This is a genomic window from Streptosporangium sp. NPDC001681 (assembly GCF_040298085.1).
Lineage (GTDB): Bacteria > Actinomycetota > Actinomycetes > Streptosporangiales > Streptosporangiaceae > Streptosporangium.
On record NZ_JBEOZN010000113.1, the window covers coordinates 16,279 to 32,905 of the forward strand.

Annotated in this window: 15 protein-coding genes and 2 pseudogenes; 7 read left to right on the forward strand and 10 right to left on the reverse strand. The window is 66.3% G+C overall.

Annotated elements, in window-relative coordinates:
* Nucleotides 1-102 precede the first annotated feature (102 nt).
* On the forward strand, nt 103-1,812 hold the full coding sequence (locus ABT130_RS36340; RefSeq protein ID WP_350963406.1) for a 2-isopropylmalate synthase: 1,710 nt from the start codon (nt 103-105) through the stop codon (nt 1,810-1,812).
* A 253-nt stretch (nt 1,813-2,065) separates the two neighbouring features.
* On the opposite strand, the pseudogene ABT130_RS36345 reads toward ABT130_RS36340, so the two are convergent.
* The 4 genes and pseudogenes from ABT130_RS36345 to ABT130_RS36360 form a co-directional block, all read right to left on the reverse strand.
* Nucleotides 2,066-2,312, reverse strand: a pseudogene (locus ABT130_RS36345) (IS1380 family transposase); the annotation flags it as partial.
* Between the two features lie 508 nt (nt 2,313-2,820).
* Entirely contained in the window at nt 2,821-3,114 is a 294-nt protein-coding gene (locus ABT130_RS36350) for a tyrosine-type recombinase/integrase (protein ID WP_350963379.1), read from the reverse strand.
* 75 nt (nt 3,115-3,189) lie between these two features.
* Nucleotides 3,190-4,008, reverse strand: a complete 819-nt coding sequence (locus ABT130_RS36355; protein WP_350963381.1) for a S1 family peptidase — start codon at nt 4,006-4,008, stop codon at nt 3,190-3,192.
* A gap of 434 nt (nt 4,009-4,442) precedes the next feature.
* Nucleotides 4,443-4,811: a tyrosine-type recombinase/integrase gene (locus tag ABT130_RS36360; protein WP_350963384.1), complete on the reverse strand. Its 369-nt coding sequence runs from the start codon at nt 4,809-4,811 to the stop codon at nt 4,443-4,445.
* 576 nt (nt 4,812-5,387) lie between these two features.
* Here ABT130_RS36360 and ABT130_RS36365 point away from each other — a divergent pair.
* On the forward strand, nt 5,388-8,204 hold the full coding sequence (locus tag ABT130_RS36365) for a helix-turn-helix transcriptional regulator (RefSeq protein ID WP_350963387.1): 2,817 nt from the start codon (nt 5,388-5,390) through the stop codon (nt 8,202-8,204).
* Nucleotides 8,205-8,296: 92 nt separating this feature from the next.
* Entirely contained in the window at nt 8,297-8,986 is a 690-nt protein-coding gene (locus tag ABT130_RS36370; protein ID WP_350963389.1) for an alpha/beta fold hydrolase, read from the forward strand.
* Between the two features lie 234 nt (nt 8,987-9,220).
* Here the strand turns inward: ABT130_RS36370 and ABT130_RS36375 are convergent.
* Nucleotides 9,221-9,733: pseudogene (locus ABT130_RS36375) on the reverse strand (tyrosine-type recombinase/integrase); the annotation flags it as partial.
* On the opposite strand from ABT130_RS36375, the gene ABT130_RS36380 reads away from it, so the two are divergent.
* A complete protein-coding gene (locus ABT130_RS36380) occupies nt 9,732-9,887 on the forward strand; it encodes a hypothetical protein (RefSeq protein ID WP_350963391.1) in 156 nt (51 codons plus the stop codon). The pseudogene ABT130_RS36375 and the gene ABT130_RS36380 sit on opposite strands and share 2 nt — an antisense overlap.
* Nucleotides 9,888-9,982: 95 nt before the next feature.
* On the opposite strand, the gene ABT130_RS36385 is transcribed toward ABT130_RS36380, so the two are convergent.
* Together ABT130_RS36385 and ABT130_RS36390 are read right to left on the reverse strand one after the other, a co-directional pair.
* The gene (locus ABT130_RS36385; RefSeq protein WP_350963394.1) at nt 9,983-10,585 is read right to left on the reverse strand and encodes a hypothetical protein; all 603 of its coding nucleotides are present in this window, start codon (nt 10,583-10,585) and stop codon (nt 9,983-9,985) included.
* Nucleotides 10,582-10,908 carry a PadR family transcriptional regulator gene (locus ABT130_RS36390; RefSeq protein ID WP_350963396.1) on the reverse strand — a complete coding sequence of 109 codons (327 nt, stop codon included), beginning with the start codon at nt 10,906-10,908 and terminating at the stop codon, nt 10,582-10,584. The genes ABT130_RS36385 and ABT130_RS36390 overlap by 4 nt, the downstream gene beginning before the upstream one ends.
* A gap of 400 nt (nt 10,909-11,308) precedes the next feature.
* Here ABT130_RS36390 and ABT130_RS36395 point away from each other — a divergent pair, with 400 nt between their 5' ends.
* Together ABT130_RS36395 and ABT130_RS36400 are read left to right on the forward strand one after the other, a co-directional pair.
* Nucleotides 11,309-11,848 (forward strand): RNA polymerase sigma factor, encoded by a 540-nt coding sequence (locus ABT130_RS36395; RefSeq protein ID WP_350913850.1) that lies wholly within the window; start codon nt 11,309-11,311, stop codon nt 11,846-11,848.
* On the forward strand, nt 11,845-12,759 hold the full coding sequence (locus ABT130_RS36400) for a hypothetical protein (protein WP_350963399.1): 915 nt from the start codon (nt 11,845-11,847) through the stop codon (nt 12,757-12,759). Before ABT130_RS36395 ends, ABT130_RS36400 begins: the two co-directional genes overlap by 4 nt.
* 438 nt (nt 12,760-13,197) lie before the next feature.
* On the opposite strand, the gene ABT130_RS47865 is transcribed toward ABT130_RS36400, so the two are convergent.
* From ABT130_RS47865 to ABT130_RS36415, 3 genes are all read right to left on the reverse strand, one after another.
* Nucleotides 13,198-13,740 (reverse strand): tyrosine-type recombinase/integrase, encoded by a 543-nt coding sequence (locus ABT130_RS47865; protein ID WP_451935925.1) that lies wholly within the window; start codon nt 13,738-13,740, stop codon nt 13,198-13,200.
* A 510-nt stretch (nt 13,741-14,250) separates the two neighbouring features.
* On the reverse strand, nt 14,251-14,814 hold the full coding sequence (locus ABT130_RS36410) for a hypothetical protein (protein WP_350913857.1): 564 nt from the start codon (nt 14,812-14,814) through the stop codon (nt 14,251-14,253).
* A gap of 388 nt (nt 14,815-15,202) precedes the next feature.
* A complete protein-coding gene (locus ABT130_RS36415; protein ID WP_350913859.1) occupies nt 15,203-15,931 on the reverse strand; it encodes a LysR family substrate-binding domain-containing protein in 729 nt (242 codons plus the stop codon).
* Between the two features lie 55 nt (nt 15,932-15,986).
* Between ABT130_RS36415 and ABT130_RS36420 the strand changes: the two genes are divergently transcribed.
* Nucleotides 15,987-16,358, forward strand: coding sequence for a DUF5997 family protein (locus ABT130_RS36420; RefSeq protein WP_350963403.1), 372 nt, complete (start codon nt 15,987-15,989; stop codon nt 16,356-16,358).
* Nucleotides 16,359-16,627 lie beyond the last annotated feature (269 nt).

Genomic DNA, 16,627 nt, shown 5'->3' on the forward strand with positions numbered 1-16,627 from the left:
GAAACCCTCGACATGACCACGACATTGTTCCCCCGCATCTCCACGCCCGCCGGCCCGGTGCCCGAGCAGGCACCGTCTTGGAACCGGCAGCGGCACTCGCAGATGCCCTCGCACCGTTACGCCGACGTGTACTCCCGTGTGGACGTGCCCCTCGCCGAGCGGGACTGGCCGACCCGCCGCCTCACGACCGCTCCGTTGTGGGTGCCGGTCGATCTGCGCGACGGCAACCAGGCGCTCGCCGAGCCGATGGACCCGTCCCGCAAGCGCCGCTTCTTCGAGCTCATGGTGGCGATGGGCTACAAGGAGATCGAGGTCGGTTATCCCTCGGCGTCGCAAACCGACTACGACTTCGTGCGGCTGATCGCCGAGACCGACATCGCCCCCGACGACGTGACGATCGTCGTGTTCACCCCGGCCCGGCGCGACCTGATCGACCGCACCGTCGCCTCCATCCGCGGGATCACCAACCCCGTGGTGATCCACATGTACACCGCGACCGCACCGACCTGGCGCAGCATGGTGCTCGGCTACGAACCGGATGACCTGAAACAGCTCATCCTCAGCGGCGGCCGTGACGTGCTGGAGTTCGCGGGCGACCTGCCGAACGTCCGTTTCGAATTCTCGCCCGAGGTGTTCAATCTCACCGAACCCGACTATGTGCTCGACATCTGCGACGCGATGACCGGGCTGTGGGATGCCACCCCGGCGCGGCCGGTGATTTTGAACCTGCCCGCCACGGTCGAGGTCGCCACCCCGAACGTGTACGCCGATCAGATCGAGTACATGCACAAGAACCTCTCCCGCCGCGACAGCGTGATCCTCTCCATCCATCCGCACAACGACCGGGGCACCGGCATCGCCTGCGCCGAATTGGCCGTGCTCGCCGGCGCCGAGCGGGTCGAGGGCTGCATCTTCGGTAACGGCGAGCGCACCGGGAACGTGGACATCGCCACGCTCGCACTGAACATGCACGCCCAAGGCATCGATCCGATGATCGACTTCTCCGACATCGACGAGATTCGCCGCACTGTCGAGCACTGCAACCGCATCGAGGTACACCCGCGCCACCCCTACGTCGGTGACCTGGTGCACACCGCGTTCAGCGGCACTCACCAGGACGCGATCCGCAAGGGTTTCGCCGAACACCGCGCCCGCGCCGCCACCGAGGGCCGACCTGAACGAGAGCTGGAATGGCGGGTACCATACCTGCCGATCGATCCGGCCGACATAGGCCGCGACTACGACGCGGTGATCCGCGTCAACTCCCAATCTGGCAAGGGCGGCATCGCCTACCTGCTGGAAACTGAGTACGGCGTCGAGCTGCCCCGCAGATTGCAGATCGACTTCGCCCGCCACGTTCAGCAGCACACTGACACCACCGGCGGTGAGGTCACCGCCGCCGAGCTATGGGATTCCTTCCGCAGTCTCTACCTCCACCGGCCCGCGCCCACCGATCCCGTCGTCCTGGTCGGGTACGACACTTCGGAGACAGTCGGGCAGACCCGCACCCGTGTCAGCCTCCGCATCGACGGAACCGAACAGACCAGCACACACACAGACATCGGTCCCGTCGAAGCACTCACTGCAGCGCTCGACGCCCACGGCATCCGGATCGACGTGCTCAGCCTGCACCAGACCAGCGTCGGCGCCGGCAACGACAGCGATGCACTGACCCTGCTCGAATACCGCACCGAGGACACCATCGGCTGGTCCGCCGGCCAGGAACGCTCCGTCCTCGCCGCGAGCATGGCCGCCGTGATCGCCGCCGCGAACACCATCAAGCGCGCCCCAGCCTTGGCCAGTATCCATTGACCGCTTCTGCGTCCACTCGACCACCGGCGTCAGGTGGCACCATGTGACCCCCCAACAGGGCGCGGTATCGATCCCAATCCCTCGCCCTGTCTCCTTCCCCATACCCGATCGGCCGGACGCAAGTTCCCATGAGTTCTCATGACCGGCCCTTATCCGCGGCGGCAATCCTTGCCCGGACACGCACGGTTCACCGTCCCGTGGGTCCGGTCGCTTATGACTGCGTGAAGGTCATCGTGGTCAGGTCGGGCTCCGCGATGGCCAGTGGCTCGCCGGAGCCGCCGGGGCCGTGGTCGGCGAAGACCGTCATGGGGTGGAAGTCGAAGGTGTGTTTCCAGGTCGGGGCGGCGTGTTGTTTGTCGGAGTGGGTGATGACGATGGTGGTGTTGAGATCGAGGGGGCAACTCGCCGTCGCTGCCTGGCGCCATCGTTGCTGCCAGTTCCCAGGCGCGCTGGCGGGCGAGGGCGCGAGCTGCGCGCAGGGCTTTGAGCGCCTTGGTCGCCAACGCTTACCTCGTCTGATGCCTTCCGCAGACCCGGTTTTCTCGAGAGCAGCAGATGCGTCAGCGAGCGCCTGGACTCCGGCGGCGTTCTCACGGAAGCGCAGCGCGACCTTCTCGGTGCCCGAGTGAACCGGCTTGAGCAACGTCTGCACTCGTGCGATCTCCTGCTGGTCCTTCGGCATATCGAGGTGGCATCAGGTCTGCGATAGCTCGAAGCGACGAGAGGCCGACCCGTGCGGTTAAGGCGGTGGGTTTGGCTGGCGAATCGTCCAATGACGCCGGGCGTTCCCGCGGCGTGCAGTACAGCAGCCGGATACAGCAACGTCGCCTCACCCGATTAGACGCCACCAGTCTCCTACCACCGCTTGAGCAGGGAGAGGAGGCCTCTACGTCGTGACCGGCTCCCGTTTGCAAGCAGGATGTCAGGAGTTCGAATCTCCTAGGCTCCACCAGCCAAAACACTCAGTCTGTGATCATGAAAACCGGGCTTGAGTGACTATCTGGGTGACTAAGCCTCCCGCCCGCCTCCGAAGAGACCGTCCATCGCCGTCGCGCCTTCCTGCATGACGGGCCGGATCTGGAGACGGTAGACCGTCTCGGTGACCATGGTGTTGGCATGGCCGACCAGCCGGGAGATGTGCTCGATGGGAACGCCGGAGTCCGAGAGCAGCGAGACGAAGCTGTGCCGCATCTCCCGGGGCGTCCACTCCGTGTCGACCAGCCCGGCGTCTTTGAGGATCTTCCGGAAGTCCCGCCGGACGTTGCCGGCGCTCAGCGCGGTCCCGTTCTTCGTGCAGAACACCAGCCTGCCGGTTCCGCCGTGGTCGGTGGTCCCGCTGGTGAGCCCGGTCCGTCACCGGGCCTGCTGTGCTGCGGCTCAGCTGTTCGCGCGGATGGTCTTGTTGATCCAGTCGCTGTAGGCGGGCACGTTGGTGTAGAGGCCGGGACCCTGCTCGCAGGAGGGGCTCTTGGCGCCTGGGCCGGAGGTGACGCCGATCAGCTCCCACCTGTTGTTGCGGCCGCGCTGGATCTGGGGGCCGCCGGAGTCGCCGTTGCAGGCCATGGCCTTGGGCTTCTGGCTGACGGTGCACAGGCGGGTGTCATCGGCGAAGCCGGGGCCGCACTCGGAGACCGCGCCACGCCGGGTGTCGAGCTGGCGCAGCTTCTTGGCCATCTTCCACTCAGCCGGGTTGGTGCTGAACTTGGTGATGCCGAAGCCGATGATCCGGGTCGGCGTGCCGGGCTTGACCGCCTGCTCGGCGATCTTGATGGGCTTGATGCTGACTGGGCGGTCCAGGCGGACCAGCGCGATGTCGTTCTTGTTGGGTGAGTTCTGGGCGTAGTCCGGGTGCAGGAACGCCTGCGCGATCTTGCGGACGGTTCCGCCGGACTTGCGCTTGTCGCTGCCGATGCGCACCGTCCCCTTCGAGATCGAGCCGATCTCCATGTCGAGGCAGTGCGCGGCGGTCACGACCCACTGTGGGTTGATCAGGGCCGCGCCGCAGTTACCGTCCGTCAGGCCCATGAGCGGGGCCGTGGTCGGGATGGTCGCCATGAAGGGGTAGGACTCGGTGGACTTGGAGCCGTTGATGATCGCTCCGGCGCTCCCGGCAGTGACCGCGAGGCAGGCCGCGCCGGCCAGCGCGACGACGGCGGAGCGGGAGACGATACGGCGGAATGAGGTGGTGTCAGACACGAGTGAAGCCCTTAATCGGTTGTTTGTGACGTTATGAAGCTATATGTCCGGCTTCTCCGAGGTGACCATGCCAGCAGGCCAACACGCGGTAGGGATAACCCCACCCGACCAGGGCAGATGCGCCCAGCGGCGCCCTGGCTACTCGAGTCGATGGGTGGCACCTCTACGAAGCTTTGATGACTGCCCAGAACGCCGAAGCTTGACGACGCGGCTGCTGTACTGAATCTGAAAGCTCGACGTGACGCGCGATCATGCCGCTGACCTGCAGCGATAGATAGCCTTCGGGTAACGTCCACCTTTGATCGTCAGTACAGCAACCGGGCCGCACAAGCACTTACATCGACAGGCGCCACCACACGCCGGAACAGGCCGAGACATGGCCGATCTGGTGACTGGCTCCCGTTCGCAAGCAGGATGTCAGGAGTTCGAATCTCCTAGGCTCCACCCACTCGAAAGCCCAGGTCAGGGACCATTTTCCCCACCTGGGCTTTGATCGTTATTCGGCCTCGTTGCATGCCCGATCCACTCTTGAGTTGTCCTCGTGCGAGGCTGTCGAACTGCCCGGTCACCTGGTGCCGTCGCTCGTCGGTCGCGTGCTGGTAGATGATCGCGGCGCGTGTGCTGGAGTGGCCCATGCGGTCCATGAGCTCTCGCAGTGATGCGCCCGTGCTGGTCGCCAGGGTGTTCCCCGTGTGTTGGAGATCGTGAAAGTGGACCTTCGGGACACCGGTCTTCGTGAGCGCCTTGGTCCAGAAACGGCGGTTGAAGTTGCTGTTCCACAGCGGCCCGTCGTCCGGCCCCACGTACGGGGTCGAGCCACAGGACGTTGAGCGTGCCGCAGATGGAGCAGCGCAGCCCGTCGAGGAAGTACGCCAGGCCAGTCATGCCGACCACCTGCCGTACTCGCCGCCCCGGCTGGCGTGTGATCTCATCTGCGCACTCACAAGCGATTTGGTCGGCCGGGGAGATTTGCGCGAATGATCTGGGCAGAGTCGGTGGGAGGGCCCTTGGCCGTCGTAGAGACGAGTGCGTTGGGCGAATGGACCGGTTGCGAGGGGGATTACGAGCGGGCCTGTGCCATCGCCTACACCGCAGACCCCAATTCGCCATCCCATGAGGCACTGCGCTTCCTCCTGCAGTGGTTCGCAGCCCAACCGGCCAAAACGATCACGGGGACGAGTCACCTCTTCATAAGTGATCACCTATGAAGAGGTGACTTGGGCAACGGTTGGTGCGCTTCATGAGGACGGTCAATTGGGGGTGCCGGTAAGCGCATGTCGTATGCCCCAAATCGGGATGATTTAGTTCGTGTCGCCTGCTGGTCCCATAAGATGATGAAGCGCCGGGCTGTGCCATTCCGGGTAGATAGAGGAGCCTAGGTGGCCGATTCGCCAGCCGACCGACCCAAGATGGTCGGCGACGCCGCCGGCAATGTTGGTCTATTCGGGCGCGACGGCGATCTCCGCGTACTCCGCTCCTTGGTGGAGCGCGCCCGGCATGATGGCGGAGCGCTGCTGTTGTTCGGCGAGCTCGGTGTCGGAAAGACGGTGCTGCTGGACGCGGCGAGCGCGTACGCCGAGGCAGCCGGTACGCACGTCTTGCGGGCATCAGGCACGCAGTTCGAGGCGGCTCACAGCTTCTCCACGCTCCATCAGGCCTTGTATCCACTGGTGGGCGATCTCGACGCGTTGAACCCGGTACACCGCAGGGCGCTCGGCGTTGCGCTGGGTCTTCGAGGCGGTTCCCCGCCGGGCCTGCTGGTGATCGCGAACGCGGCCTTGGCGCTCTTGTCCCACGCGGCGGTGACCCGGCCCATGCTGGTGGTCGTCGACGACCTGCCGTGGCTCGATCGGGCCAGCGCCATGGTCCTGGCGATCGTCGCCCGCCGGGTGGCGGGCAGGCGGGTCGGTTTCCTGGCCGCCTACCGGTCCGGCGACGAAAGCTTCTTCGACCGTGCCGGCCTGCCCGATCACGAGGTGCGGCCGCTTGCGGACGAGGCCGCGGACGCGCTGGCGGCGCACTGGTTCCCCGCGCTCGTGCCCGCGGTGCGGCGACGTCTCCTGGCGGAGGCGCAGGGGAACCCGCTGGCTTTGCTTGAGCTTCCCCTCACGCTGTCGGGCCGGCAACGATCCGGTGTCGCGCGTCTGCCGGAGGTGCTGCCGTTGAGCGGCCGTCTCCAAGCGGCGTTCGAGTCGCGGATCAGCGGGCTGCCGTTGTCGGCACGACAGGTGCTGCTGCTGCTGGTGCTGGACGGCACGGGCAGCCTGCGCGCGCTGGCGGCGCTCGGCGCCGACGCGACGGCGCTGGCCCCGGCCGAGCGGGCGGGGCTGGTCTCCGTTGAAGAGGGGGCCGGCCGGGTGAGGTTCCGGCATCCGTTGACGCGTTCGGCGGTCGTCAACCTGTCCACAGCGGAGGAACGGATGCGGGCGCACGCGATGCTCGCCGAGCGGCAGTCGGACAGTCCGGAGCGCAGAGCCTGGCATCTGGCCCACGCCACGGTCGGTACGGACGAGCGGGTGGCGCAGCTGCTGGAGAAGGCGGCTCACACGGTCCGCGCACGCGGCGACGCGGCCGGTTCGGTCACCGCGCTGCTGCGGGCTGCCGATCTCAGCCCGGTCGGCGCCGACCGGAGCCGTCGGCTCGCCCAGGCGGCGTACTTCGGGGCGGTGATGACCGGCGACCTGCGGGAGGTGCCGCGCCTGCTTGCCGACGCTCTGCAGGGCGAGAGCGGGAGCGCCCGATCGCTGGTCTCAGCCGTCGCGGCCGCCCATCACCTGCTGCTCAGCGGCGAGGGAGACGTCGACACCGCGCACCGGCTGCTGGTTGGCGCTATTGAGATGCAGCCCACGCCCTACGACAGCGAGGACGACACGCTCGTCGAAGCGTTCTACACCCTGGGCTGGGTCTGCTACTTCGGCGGGCGAGCTGAGCTGTGGACGCCGTTCCACGCGGCGTTCGCTCAGCTTGCCGCGCCGGTTCCGGAGCTGCTCACCCTATTGGTGGGTACCTTCGCCGATCCGGCCCGTACGGCGTCCACGCTGCTCGCCCGGATCGAGGCGGCGATCGCCGATCTGGGTGAGCACGGTGACCCGGTCTGGAGCGTCCGTGTGGGGCTGGCCGCGATGTTCGTGGATCGGCTGACCTTGTGCCGGACCGCCTTGTGGCGCATCCTGCGCGACCATCGTGATGGCGCCGCAGTGACGCTGACCCTGCACGCCCGGTCGTTGCTCGGGCTGGATCAACTCATCACCGGTGAGTGGGATGAGCTGCGGGCTCTGGCCGAGGAGCACGTCGAGCTGTGCCGGCTGCACAACTATCGGCTGCTGGAATGCCTGGGGCTGTACCTGTTGGCGATGCTGACCGCTGCCCGTGGCGACTATGAGGCCACCAAGGCGCTGACCGATCGGATGACGGTGTGGGCGACGCCGCGGCGGGCCGGGCTGGTGCGGCGTATCGCGGCCCAGGCTCTGATACTCGACGCGCTGGGCCGCGGGGATTTCGAGGAGGCCTACCGGCACGCGATGACGATCACGGCCGCCGGCGAGCTGGCCAGCCATGTGCCGCACGCGTTGTGGGTGATCATGGATGTCGTCGAGGCGGCGGTGCGCACTGGGCGAACGGCGGAAGCGGTCGCGCACGTCGAGGCGGTACGGGCCTGCGAGGTTGCCGTGCTGTCGCCGCGGCTGGCCATGACCGTGGACGCCGCGGCTGCCTTGGTGGCGGGCGACGAGGACGCGGTCATCCTGTTCGAGCGGGCGCTTTCCGTGGTCGACGGCGAGCACTGGCCGTTCGATCGCGCACGTATCGCCCTCGCCTACGGAGAGAAGCTACGGCGTAACAAAGCGGCTATCGAGGCCCGTCGGCACCTCACCAATGCCCTGTACGCATTCCAGCGGCTGGAGGCCCGGCCATGGGCCCAACGGGCCGCGAGTGAGCTGCGCGCGACCGGGCAAAGCATCGGCCACCTCGCCCCCACTGGTCCGGGATCCCTCACCCCGCAGCAGCGTGAGATCGCCGAACTCGCAGCCGCCGGGTTGACCAACAAGCAGATCGGCGAACGGCTCTTCCTGTCGCCCCGGACCGTTGGGACCCACCTCTATCAGCTCTTCCCGAAGCTCGGCATCACCTCACGCGCCGCCCTGCGCGACGCGCTGGCCGGCCTCGACGACGAGGCGCCGCCGCCCGCGATCCCCTGAAGGCGCCAGTCATTTGACGCAATCGAGCATGGCCTACGGCTGCCTACTGTCCTTCACGTCTGCATCACACCAGTACGCGAGGAGGAAGCATCATGAGTTCCACTGCGGCCAACGTTGTGCTCGTGCACGGTGGTTTCGTCGACGGGTCGGGCTGGCAGCCCGTCTATGACCTGCTCAAGCGGGACGGCTACCGGGTCAGCATCGTCCAGAACCCCACGCTGACGCTGGACGGGGACGCTGAGGCCACCCGGCTGATCCTGGACCGCCAGGACGGTCCCACCGTGCTCGTCGGACACTCCTACGGTGGCGCGGTTATCAGCGAGGCCGGTAACCACCCGCGGGTGTCGGCGCTGGTCTACATCGCCGCGTTCGCGCCCGACAAGGGCGAGTCCGTGAACACGCTCATCGCCGACCCGCTGCCGGGCGCGCCGGTGCCACCGATCCTGCCCCCGGTCAACGGGTTCCTCTTTCTCGACCGGGACAAGTTCCACGCCTCCTTCGCGGGCGACCTACCGGCCTCGCAGGCTGAGTTCCTCGCCGACTCGCAGGTGCCGTGGGGCATCGGCGCGCTCGGCGGCACCGTCACCGAACCCGCCTGGCGCACCAAGCCCAGCTGGTACCTGGTCGCCACCGACGACCGGATGATCCCGCCACCGGCTCAGCGGGCTATGTCCGAGCGTGCGGGCGCCACAGTGGTGGAAGCCGTCGGCAGCCATGCCATCTACGTCTCCCGGCCGGAGGCCGTCGCCGCGCTGATCAAGAAGGCGGCTGCCGGCGGCTGAGCGAACGGCTTGCAGGAGGTCCGGTGGACACCCTCGCCCGTGTCCACCGGCTGCCGGGCTTTCTACGCTCACCTGCATCGCGAGCGAGCGACTACTCGCGTCGGTGTCACGGATCGTCTCGAACACCTCGGCCGCTCGCACGTAGGCTTGACGGCTCTCGCCAGTCCGGCCTTCCTCAGCAGCAGCGCGGCGAGTATCTCCAGAGTGTGGGCATGCCGGTAGGCCGACCAGCCGGGAGATGTGCTCGATGGGAACGCCGGAGTCCGAGAGCAGCGAGACAAAGCTGTGCCGCATCTCCCGGGGCGTCCACTCCGTGTCGACCAGCCCGGCGTCTTTGAGGATCTTCCGGAAGTCCCGCCGGACGTTGCCGGCGCTTAGCGCGGTCCCGTTCTTCGTGCAGAACACCAGCCTGCCGGTTCCGCCGTGGTCGGTGGTCCCGCTGGTGAGCCCGTCGTTCTCCCAGAGCTTGCGAAGCGCCTCGACGCAACGCTGTGGCAGCTTGAGGGTCCGGCGAGACTTGACGGTCTTGGTGTCGCCGCTCTGCCGCACCGACCGCCACACGTAGACGGCGTACTCGGTGTGCTCCCACCCCGGGACTTGGCCTACGTCATGCGCGGACGCGGCTCCTTCGTCCGCCCCATGCCCGAGCGTCAGGTCATCCTCATCAGCCACCAGAGCAGGCCCGACCTGGCCGCCCCCGGCAACCATCCCGATATCCAAAGCCATCCTCATCATCCGCCGCACCATGGCCGACCAGAACGGCCACCCGATCGAGATCACCGAGGTCAAGGCCCCCGCCAACCGCTACGAGATCGGCTGCAGCGCCGAACTGGCCGATGATGTGAGCGCGGTGTTCACCCCCGAAGAACTAGCCGACAATGGCATCGCCCTGACGATCTGAAAAACGTATGCTCGCTCGGTGTCTCCGCCACTCAGCGTGGGAACACCAAAAACTCAATATGGATGCGGCAGTGATAGAAGGCGGCGTTGAGCGTTTTACGGGCCTAGTCTTTTTATTCTCTGGACATCGTCCGGTTTGGGCTCGTGTGCCCTGCCGCCAGGGTGGACTTCCGGTGGAATCGGAACGTAGGAGGTGCCGTCAGGGTGAAATTCGTGTCTGGCTAGCCACCTACGTTTGAATCGGTCCTTGGCCGGCAGTAGAACAAGGTAGACAACTACAGATGCTCCCAGTTGGCTTAAGAAAAACAGATGGGTCACGTGCGACGTAAGCAACTGGGTCAACGTGCTGCACAGGCTCGTCCAGAGCATGGTGGAGGCTATATGCCGCTCGTAGAAGAACTGGCCTTGGATATCGTCTCTGGCCCACCAGCGATACTCCCAGGGCACCTGGATGCCAAACAGCCGGTAGAGAAGCCAGTGCCCTACCGGCGGGCGCTCGCGCAGGCGCAACATGAGCCCGCTACGGAGCACGTCCAGGCCGTCACGCAAGGTCGGGCTGCTCTGTCCTGGCTCGGCCAGGTCCATCAGGGTGCTCAGGAGTTCAGCGCCGCGGAACTCCCGGAAACGGGGCGGGTAGGCCAGGCGCATCAGCAACCGGCAGCGACGCTCGTAGGTGGAGGCGGCGTCGGAACTCGTCACATCCCCATCCCGGGCTGGAGGCTCAAGCGACGCTGAGCGGTAGCGGCCAGGCGCGTCAGGCGGGCGGTCTCCTCGGCCAGCACCTGACGACCGTGTCCGGTGAGGTCGTAGTAACGGCGATGACGGCCGGAAACGACCTCCTCCTTGACCACGATCACCAGTCCATCGCCAGCCAGCCGATCCAGAGCACCGTAAAGGGTGCCCGCGCCAAGGCGTACACGCTCTTCGGACAGCTCCCGCACCGCTTTGATCACCCCGTAGCCATGGAGCGGGCCTTGGGACAGGGCCAGCAGGATCAGGTAGCTCTGCTCGCGTAGCGCCATACCTGATATATATCGTCATTCGTACTATTGGTTCAAGAGCAACTAGCCACTGTCCAGTCCCAGGAGATGGGACCTCCGATGAGGCTAAGTCGTCAAGGCAGTCCGCCTGCGGCGGCCTGCGCGCGCCGGGCGGTCGCTGGCCGCGCTGCGGCTCTCCGGCCGGTCGCGGCCGCGCCGCCCACGCGCTTGAACCGCCGTGATGGATAGCGAGACAAGTGAGGCGCGTTCCAAACCGGCTACGAGTTGTACACGCCGACCTCCCCAGAGCCATGCGAGGAAGCGGCTATGACCTCTCTCACAGTAGGGCGTTTGGTCACCGATGGGTGATACCTGACGGCTGCGCGACATCTACCAGGTAGATGACACGACACGCACCGAAACGGTGGAGGAGAGGCCGCGTGTGAGTGATGAAGAAAGCTTCACCCGCATGTTCCAGGACCATTACGAGTCGGTTCTGCGGTACGCCTGGCGACGGGTTGGTCCTGCGGAAGCTCCAGACATAACCGCCGAGACGTTCAAGATTGCCTGGGAGAAGTACGAGCGATTCCCCCGAGAACAACCGCTGCCCTGGCTGTACGCGACCGCTCGGAATCTCACGCTGAATCTGATCAGACGAGACAACCGGCGAGATGAACTCGCCGGTCCATCGAGTGAGGGCCTGAAGCACCACGGTGTCGAAGCAGACCACGCCACCACGGTCGTCGCCCGACAAGCGGCACTGGCCGCGCTGAACAGTCTGAGCGAAGACGATCGGGAACTGGTGCTCTTGATGTCTTGGGAAGGACTCGACCTCCGCGGGGCTGCGAAGGTTGTGGGCTGCTCCCGGCCGACAGCTGCCATGCGACTGCATCGCGTACGAAAACGACTACGACGCTTGCTCGGAGAAGAGCCACAATCCGTCGCTGCTCGCCAGCCTTCCTGCCAGGGGAATGCCGTATGACCAATGATCTCAAGCAGTTGATGACCACGCTCCAGACGCATGACCCCGCCAGTCATGTCCGAGCGGATCCCCTGGTGCTGTCCGCCACCCTCCAGAGCGTTATCGCTGACACGGCACGGGCACCTCGGGCGATCAAACCACGCTGGTCCTGGGGGAGGTGGCTCACCCTCATTCCCATCACCGCCCTCCTGGTGGGAGCAGCGGTCGTCATGCATCCCGACGAAATTGGTCCTATGACTCTGGGGCCGGCCAAAGCGTTGGCTTTCACCAAGAATGGTGACTACATCGACGTCAGGATCGTGGAACCGGATGCCGACCCCGAGCGATATCGGCAGGACTTCGCGGCACATGGCCTGAACGTCGAATTGAAGATGGAACCCGCATCGCCCAGCCTCGTCGGCGCGATGGTCTCCATCTCATCTCCCCAAAGGATGGTGGTGTTCCACAGCGACGGATTCGAAATCAAGGATGGAAATAGAAGCCCTAGAATCAAGAAAATCGAAGGGGCCGACTGCGGCAAGATGTGGTGCCTGGCCGGAGTGAGTATTCCTGTCGGTCTGCGCAGCCCTTTCGAGGTCACTTTTGGGCGGGCTGCTCGGCCTGGTGAACGGTATGAGATCTCGGGAGATCCGACCGCTCGCGGCGAGATTCTGGAAGGAATGGAGCTGGCGAACAGGACGGTAGGTGAGGTCAAGCTCATGCTTCAGCAGCGGCATGCCACCGTCTCGCGCTACTACCAGGCTCCTCCTGAGCCCTCTCCTCGTGACGGCTCTGGCTTGGATGTGACCGAGCTCCCCCTCCAGGCGGAAGATGTTCCCGACACCTGGTACATACACGAGGTGTTGGGCGGCCATGAAAAGAACACGGTAAGGCTCATCGTCGCGCCCCAGCCCACCGCCAACCCACACTGAGCGGCCTTCACACCTGCACGGCTGCGTCCTCAACAGTCCACAGAGGGTGCAGCCACGCTTATAGAAGCGCTTCAGCAGTAAGCCTGAAACCATAAGCCGCAGCGCGGATGCTCAGCCCCTACGCGCCAAGATCCTGACTGTCGCGGGGCTTCCGTTCCTTGGGCCTGGCGGCACTGCGGTACGGATCCCCTTGCCACCGGATGAGCGGGCTGGTCATCTGCCGGGGTGCTGTACGGCAGCGGGATACAGCAACCCCGCCTCACACGATCACACGCCACCGGTCCGTATCTGCTGCGTGATCAAGGCAAGGAGCCCTCTACGTCGTGACTGGCTCCCGTTTGCGAGCAGGATGTCAGGAGTTCGAATCTCCTAGGCTCCACCAGCCAGAACACTTCTCAACGGGTCTTGGTGTGCGGCATCCGGGCCATTAGCCCTCCCTCAGGTCGTTTCGCCGTCGTCGTTCTTCTGTTCGGCTTCCACCCGTGCGCTCAGCGCGTCGGCGGTCCTCTGATCGGCGTCCCGCGTGGCGTGCTGGTAGATCAGTGCGGCCCGGTCGCTGTCGTGCCCCATCCGCGTCTTGAGGTTGGCCAGGCTCGCCCCCGACTGCGCGGCCAGCGTGTTACCGGTGTGCCGCAGGTCGTGGAGGTGCAGGCCCTTGACGCCCATCTCCTTGAGTGCGTCCGCCCACCTGGCCTCATGCCGGAAGTTGTTGCCCCGCAGGAACCCTCCCCGCTTGCCGGGAAAGGCCCGGTGACCACGAACTCCGCCAGGTGATCGGAGAGCGCCGGGACTATCGCCGAGGGAATGCCGATGATCCGCCGGCCAGCCCGGGACTTGGGCGGACCAAGGGGTGGCGGCGCTGAGCGCCGCGCCCGCCCCTGCGCCTGCACCGCCCGCCGGGCATGCGGCGTGGGCGCCGGTCCCGACGTGCGACAGGACTCCGGGGCGGCACCGTACGCAGCATCCGCCGATCGGACCCAAAGACTCGGCCCTGGCCGCGCCGCCTCCCGCTATCGTCGTCGGGCTCTTACCACAAGAACGATGGCGATCACGATTAGCACAAAGAGCAAAACCTCAAACCAGCTCAGGCCGAACATGCATGCGTCCCTTCCGACTGAGATTGCCGACCTTCACGATGTCCGAGTAGATGAGTCAGGTCAATGACAGCGCCGCGCCTGGGCCACAGCGACCGGACCGGGTACGAACTTCGGACGCGTCGCCGCCAGGTACAGCACGACGATCGCCATGGGGTGGCCGGCCACCGCTCGTGGTTGGGGGCGATCGAAGGTCCGGGGCAGCAGTCGGCAGCCATCGCCCCTAGCGGGATGTTGATCGGGAAGGCCGCGAAGTGCGCCGCCGGCCGGGGCAGCGATGTCGGGTGTGCGCCGGCGGAGGCGATGAGCACGCGGGAACGGCGCTCAAGCGCGGACCCAGCGGCCCCCGCTGCTCCGCAGCCGCCGCGCGCCAGTCTGGCTGTGACGTGTCGTCAGGTCAGCCGGATCCGCACAGCCTCTTGAGCTCGGCGAGGTCCGTGTTGATATCCGCGATCACCTGGTTGGGATCGCCGCCGGTCATGCCGGTCAGCCGGAAGTTCAGCTCCTGGAATTCGGCGGCCAGTCGACTGATCGTCGCCCCCACCGCTCCTTGCGCGTCGAGGACCGCGCCCATCAGGTCGAGGTAGGTCTGGCGAGCCGCGACCGCCTGGCTGCTGCGGGTGGTCCCGGCGTTCTGGCGGTATGCGGTCAGCGCCGTCGCCGTCTCGTCGCAGCCCCCGGGCCGGACCGCTGACACCAGCGGGGAGACAACCGGCACCGCTCGCGTGGGGCTTGGCTCCGGTGGCTGGGGCGCGCTGGACTCGGGAGGTGGGCTCGGGGCGGGCGGTGCGGGCCGGGTGGTGACCGGATCCGGTGACGACGGCCGCGGAGCCGAGGTGGTGACCACCGGGTCGGACGGGGGCTGCGGAGGCGGGGCCGGCGGCATCAGGTAGGCGACCAGCGCGACCACGGCGGCCACCGCACCCGCCAGAGCGCTCATCGCCGCCCAGTTCGGGCGCAAACCTGCTCCTCCACCCGCCGTCGGTGGCTGCGCTGGCCCGTTCTCCGTCATGCCCTCATCGTGGCCGAGCCGCCGAACTCGGTCCAGGAAACCCTGAACAGCGCCTATATAAGGCGGGCCGGTGAAGTGGCGGCAGGCGCCTTCGGTGACGCCGGTGAACGCAACCTCGGCCGAACGCCATTCCTGGCGTGCCCGATAGGGCGGAAAACATGGGGGAACAGTGGGAGGTCACGGGGAGCGTGATCGGTACGCTGAGGCGCGCTGGCGCCGGTGAAGCGAGATCGACTTGCGGCTTTGCGAGCAGGAAGTCAGGAGTTCGAATCTCCTGGGCTCCACCGGCAAAAACACTTCTTCTGTACCAGAGATGATCGGCGCATCTGCCTGCAGGTCACCGAGGCCGGTAGCCCTTCTTTTTACGGCCGGCCGGCACGGCCCGGCGACCGGAGCCATTCTGTGCGGGTTTTTGTGCCTGCCGCTGTGCCGGTTTCTCCGCAGGGGAGGCGGGGGTACGACCCCGCGAGCTGTTCACCGTCCGGCCGCGGACGATGCCGATGAAATCTTCCACCAGGTCAGTGGTCGCGTCCGTGGGCCAGGCCAGCGCGACCTGAGACTGCGGCGCGTCCGGCACCGGCCGGTAAGTGAGATCCCTGCGGTGGTGGAGGCGTGCCAGCGACAGCGGAACCAGGAGAATCCCAGTGCCGGCCGCTACCAGCTCGACCGCGTCCGCCGTTGTGGCCGGGCGGGTGAACGCGGGCAGCCCGGGCCGGACCGTCCACTCGATGGTGTCGTCCAGAGGATGGAACACCTCGTCGTCGACAAGGTCGGCGATGGCCACCTCGTCGGCGGCGACTATCACGTGGTCCTTGGGCACCATGACCACCGTGGTCTCCACGTAGAGAGGAATCACGCTGAGCCCGTCCCGGTCGACCGGCAGCCTGACGAATCCGGCGTCGGCGCCGCCATTCCGCAGCAGTCCCACCACCTCGGCGGCGGGGACCGCGGCCAGGGTAATCGGCACGCCGGGCATTCTCTCGGTCCAGACGTTGACCCATTTCGCGGGTGTCACCCCGGGCACGTACGCCAGCCGAAACATCCTGCCGGTCTCTTCATCAGTCACTTCCTCAGGGTACTGATGTCAAGGGAACCTGTTCCGGCTGACTACTCTTGACGCCATGACCTCGCCCAAACCGAAGACCATCCAGACAATGAAGCCCGCGACCGCGGCCAAGAAGCTGGGTGTCCCCCTCTCGGCCACTCCCGCCGAGTTCCAGGCGAGTGTCGTCTCCAGGGACGAGCTGAACGAGTTGCAGTCGACGCCACCCGCCTGGCTCGCTGACCTGCGCCGCAACGGCCCGCACACCAAGCAGGTCATCGCCGCGAAGCTCAGGATCTCCATTGCCGGCCTGATCAGAGGTGGGATCACCGGACCGCTCACCACCGCTGAGATCGATGCGCTGAAAGCGGAGAACCCGGCGTGGCTGGAGCGCGAGCAGTCTCTCCAGGTCGAGGTCCGCAAAGAAGCACTCCGCCTCAAGCAACGCTAGACGGCTGAGATCCTGCACGTTTCCGACCCCAGACGCGTCTCCAGGCTGCCGCCACCGCCTCGCCGAGTGACAACGACCTTGGACGAGGCTGGACGACGACGGATCACTGTGGACCGTATGCACAGGTGGGAGCGGGTATGTCCCAATGGTCTCGCCCCCCCGTCTTGCTTTGCGAGCAGGATGTCAGGAGTTCGAATCTCCTAGGCTCCACCACCCTCACGGACACGAAAAAGCCCAGGTCAGGCATGGTTGCCGCAACCTGGGCTTTG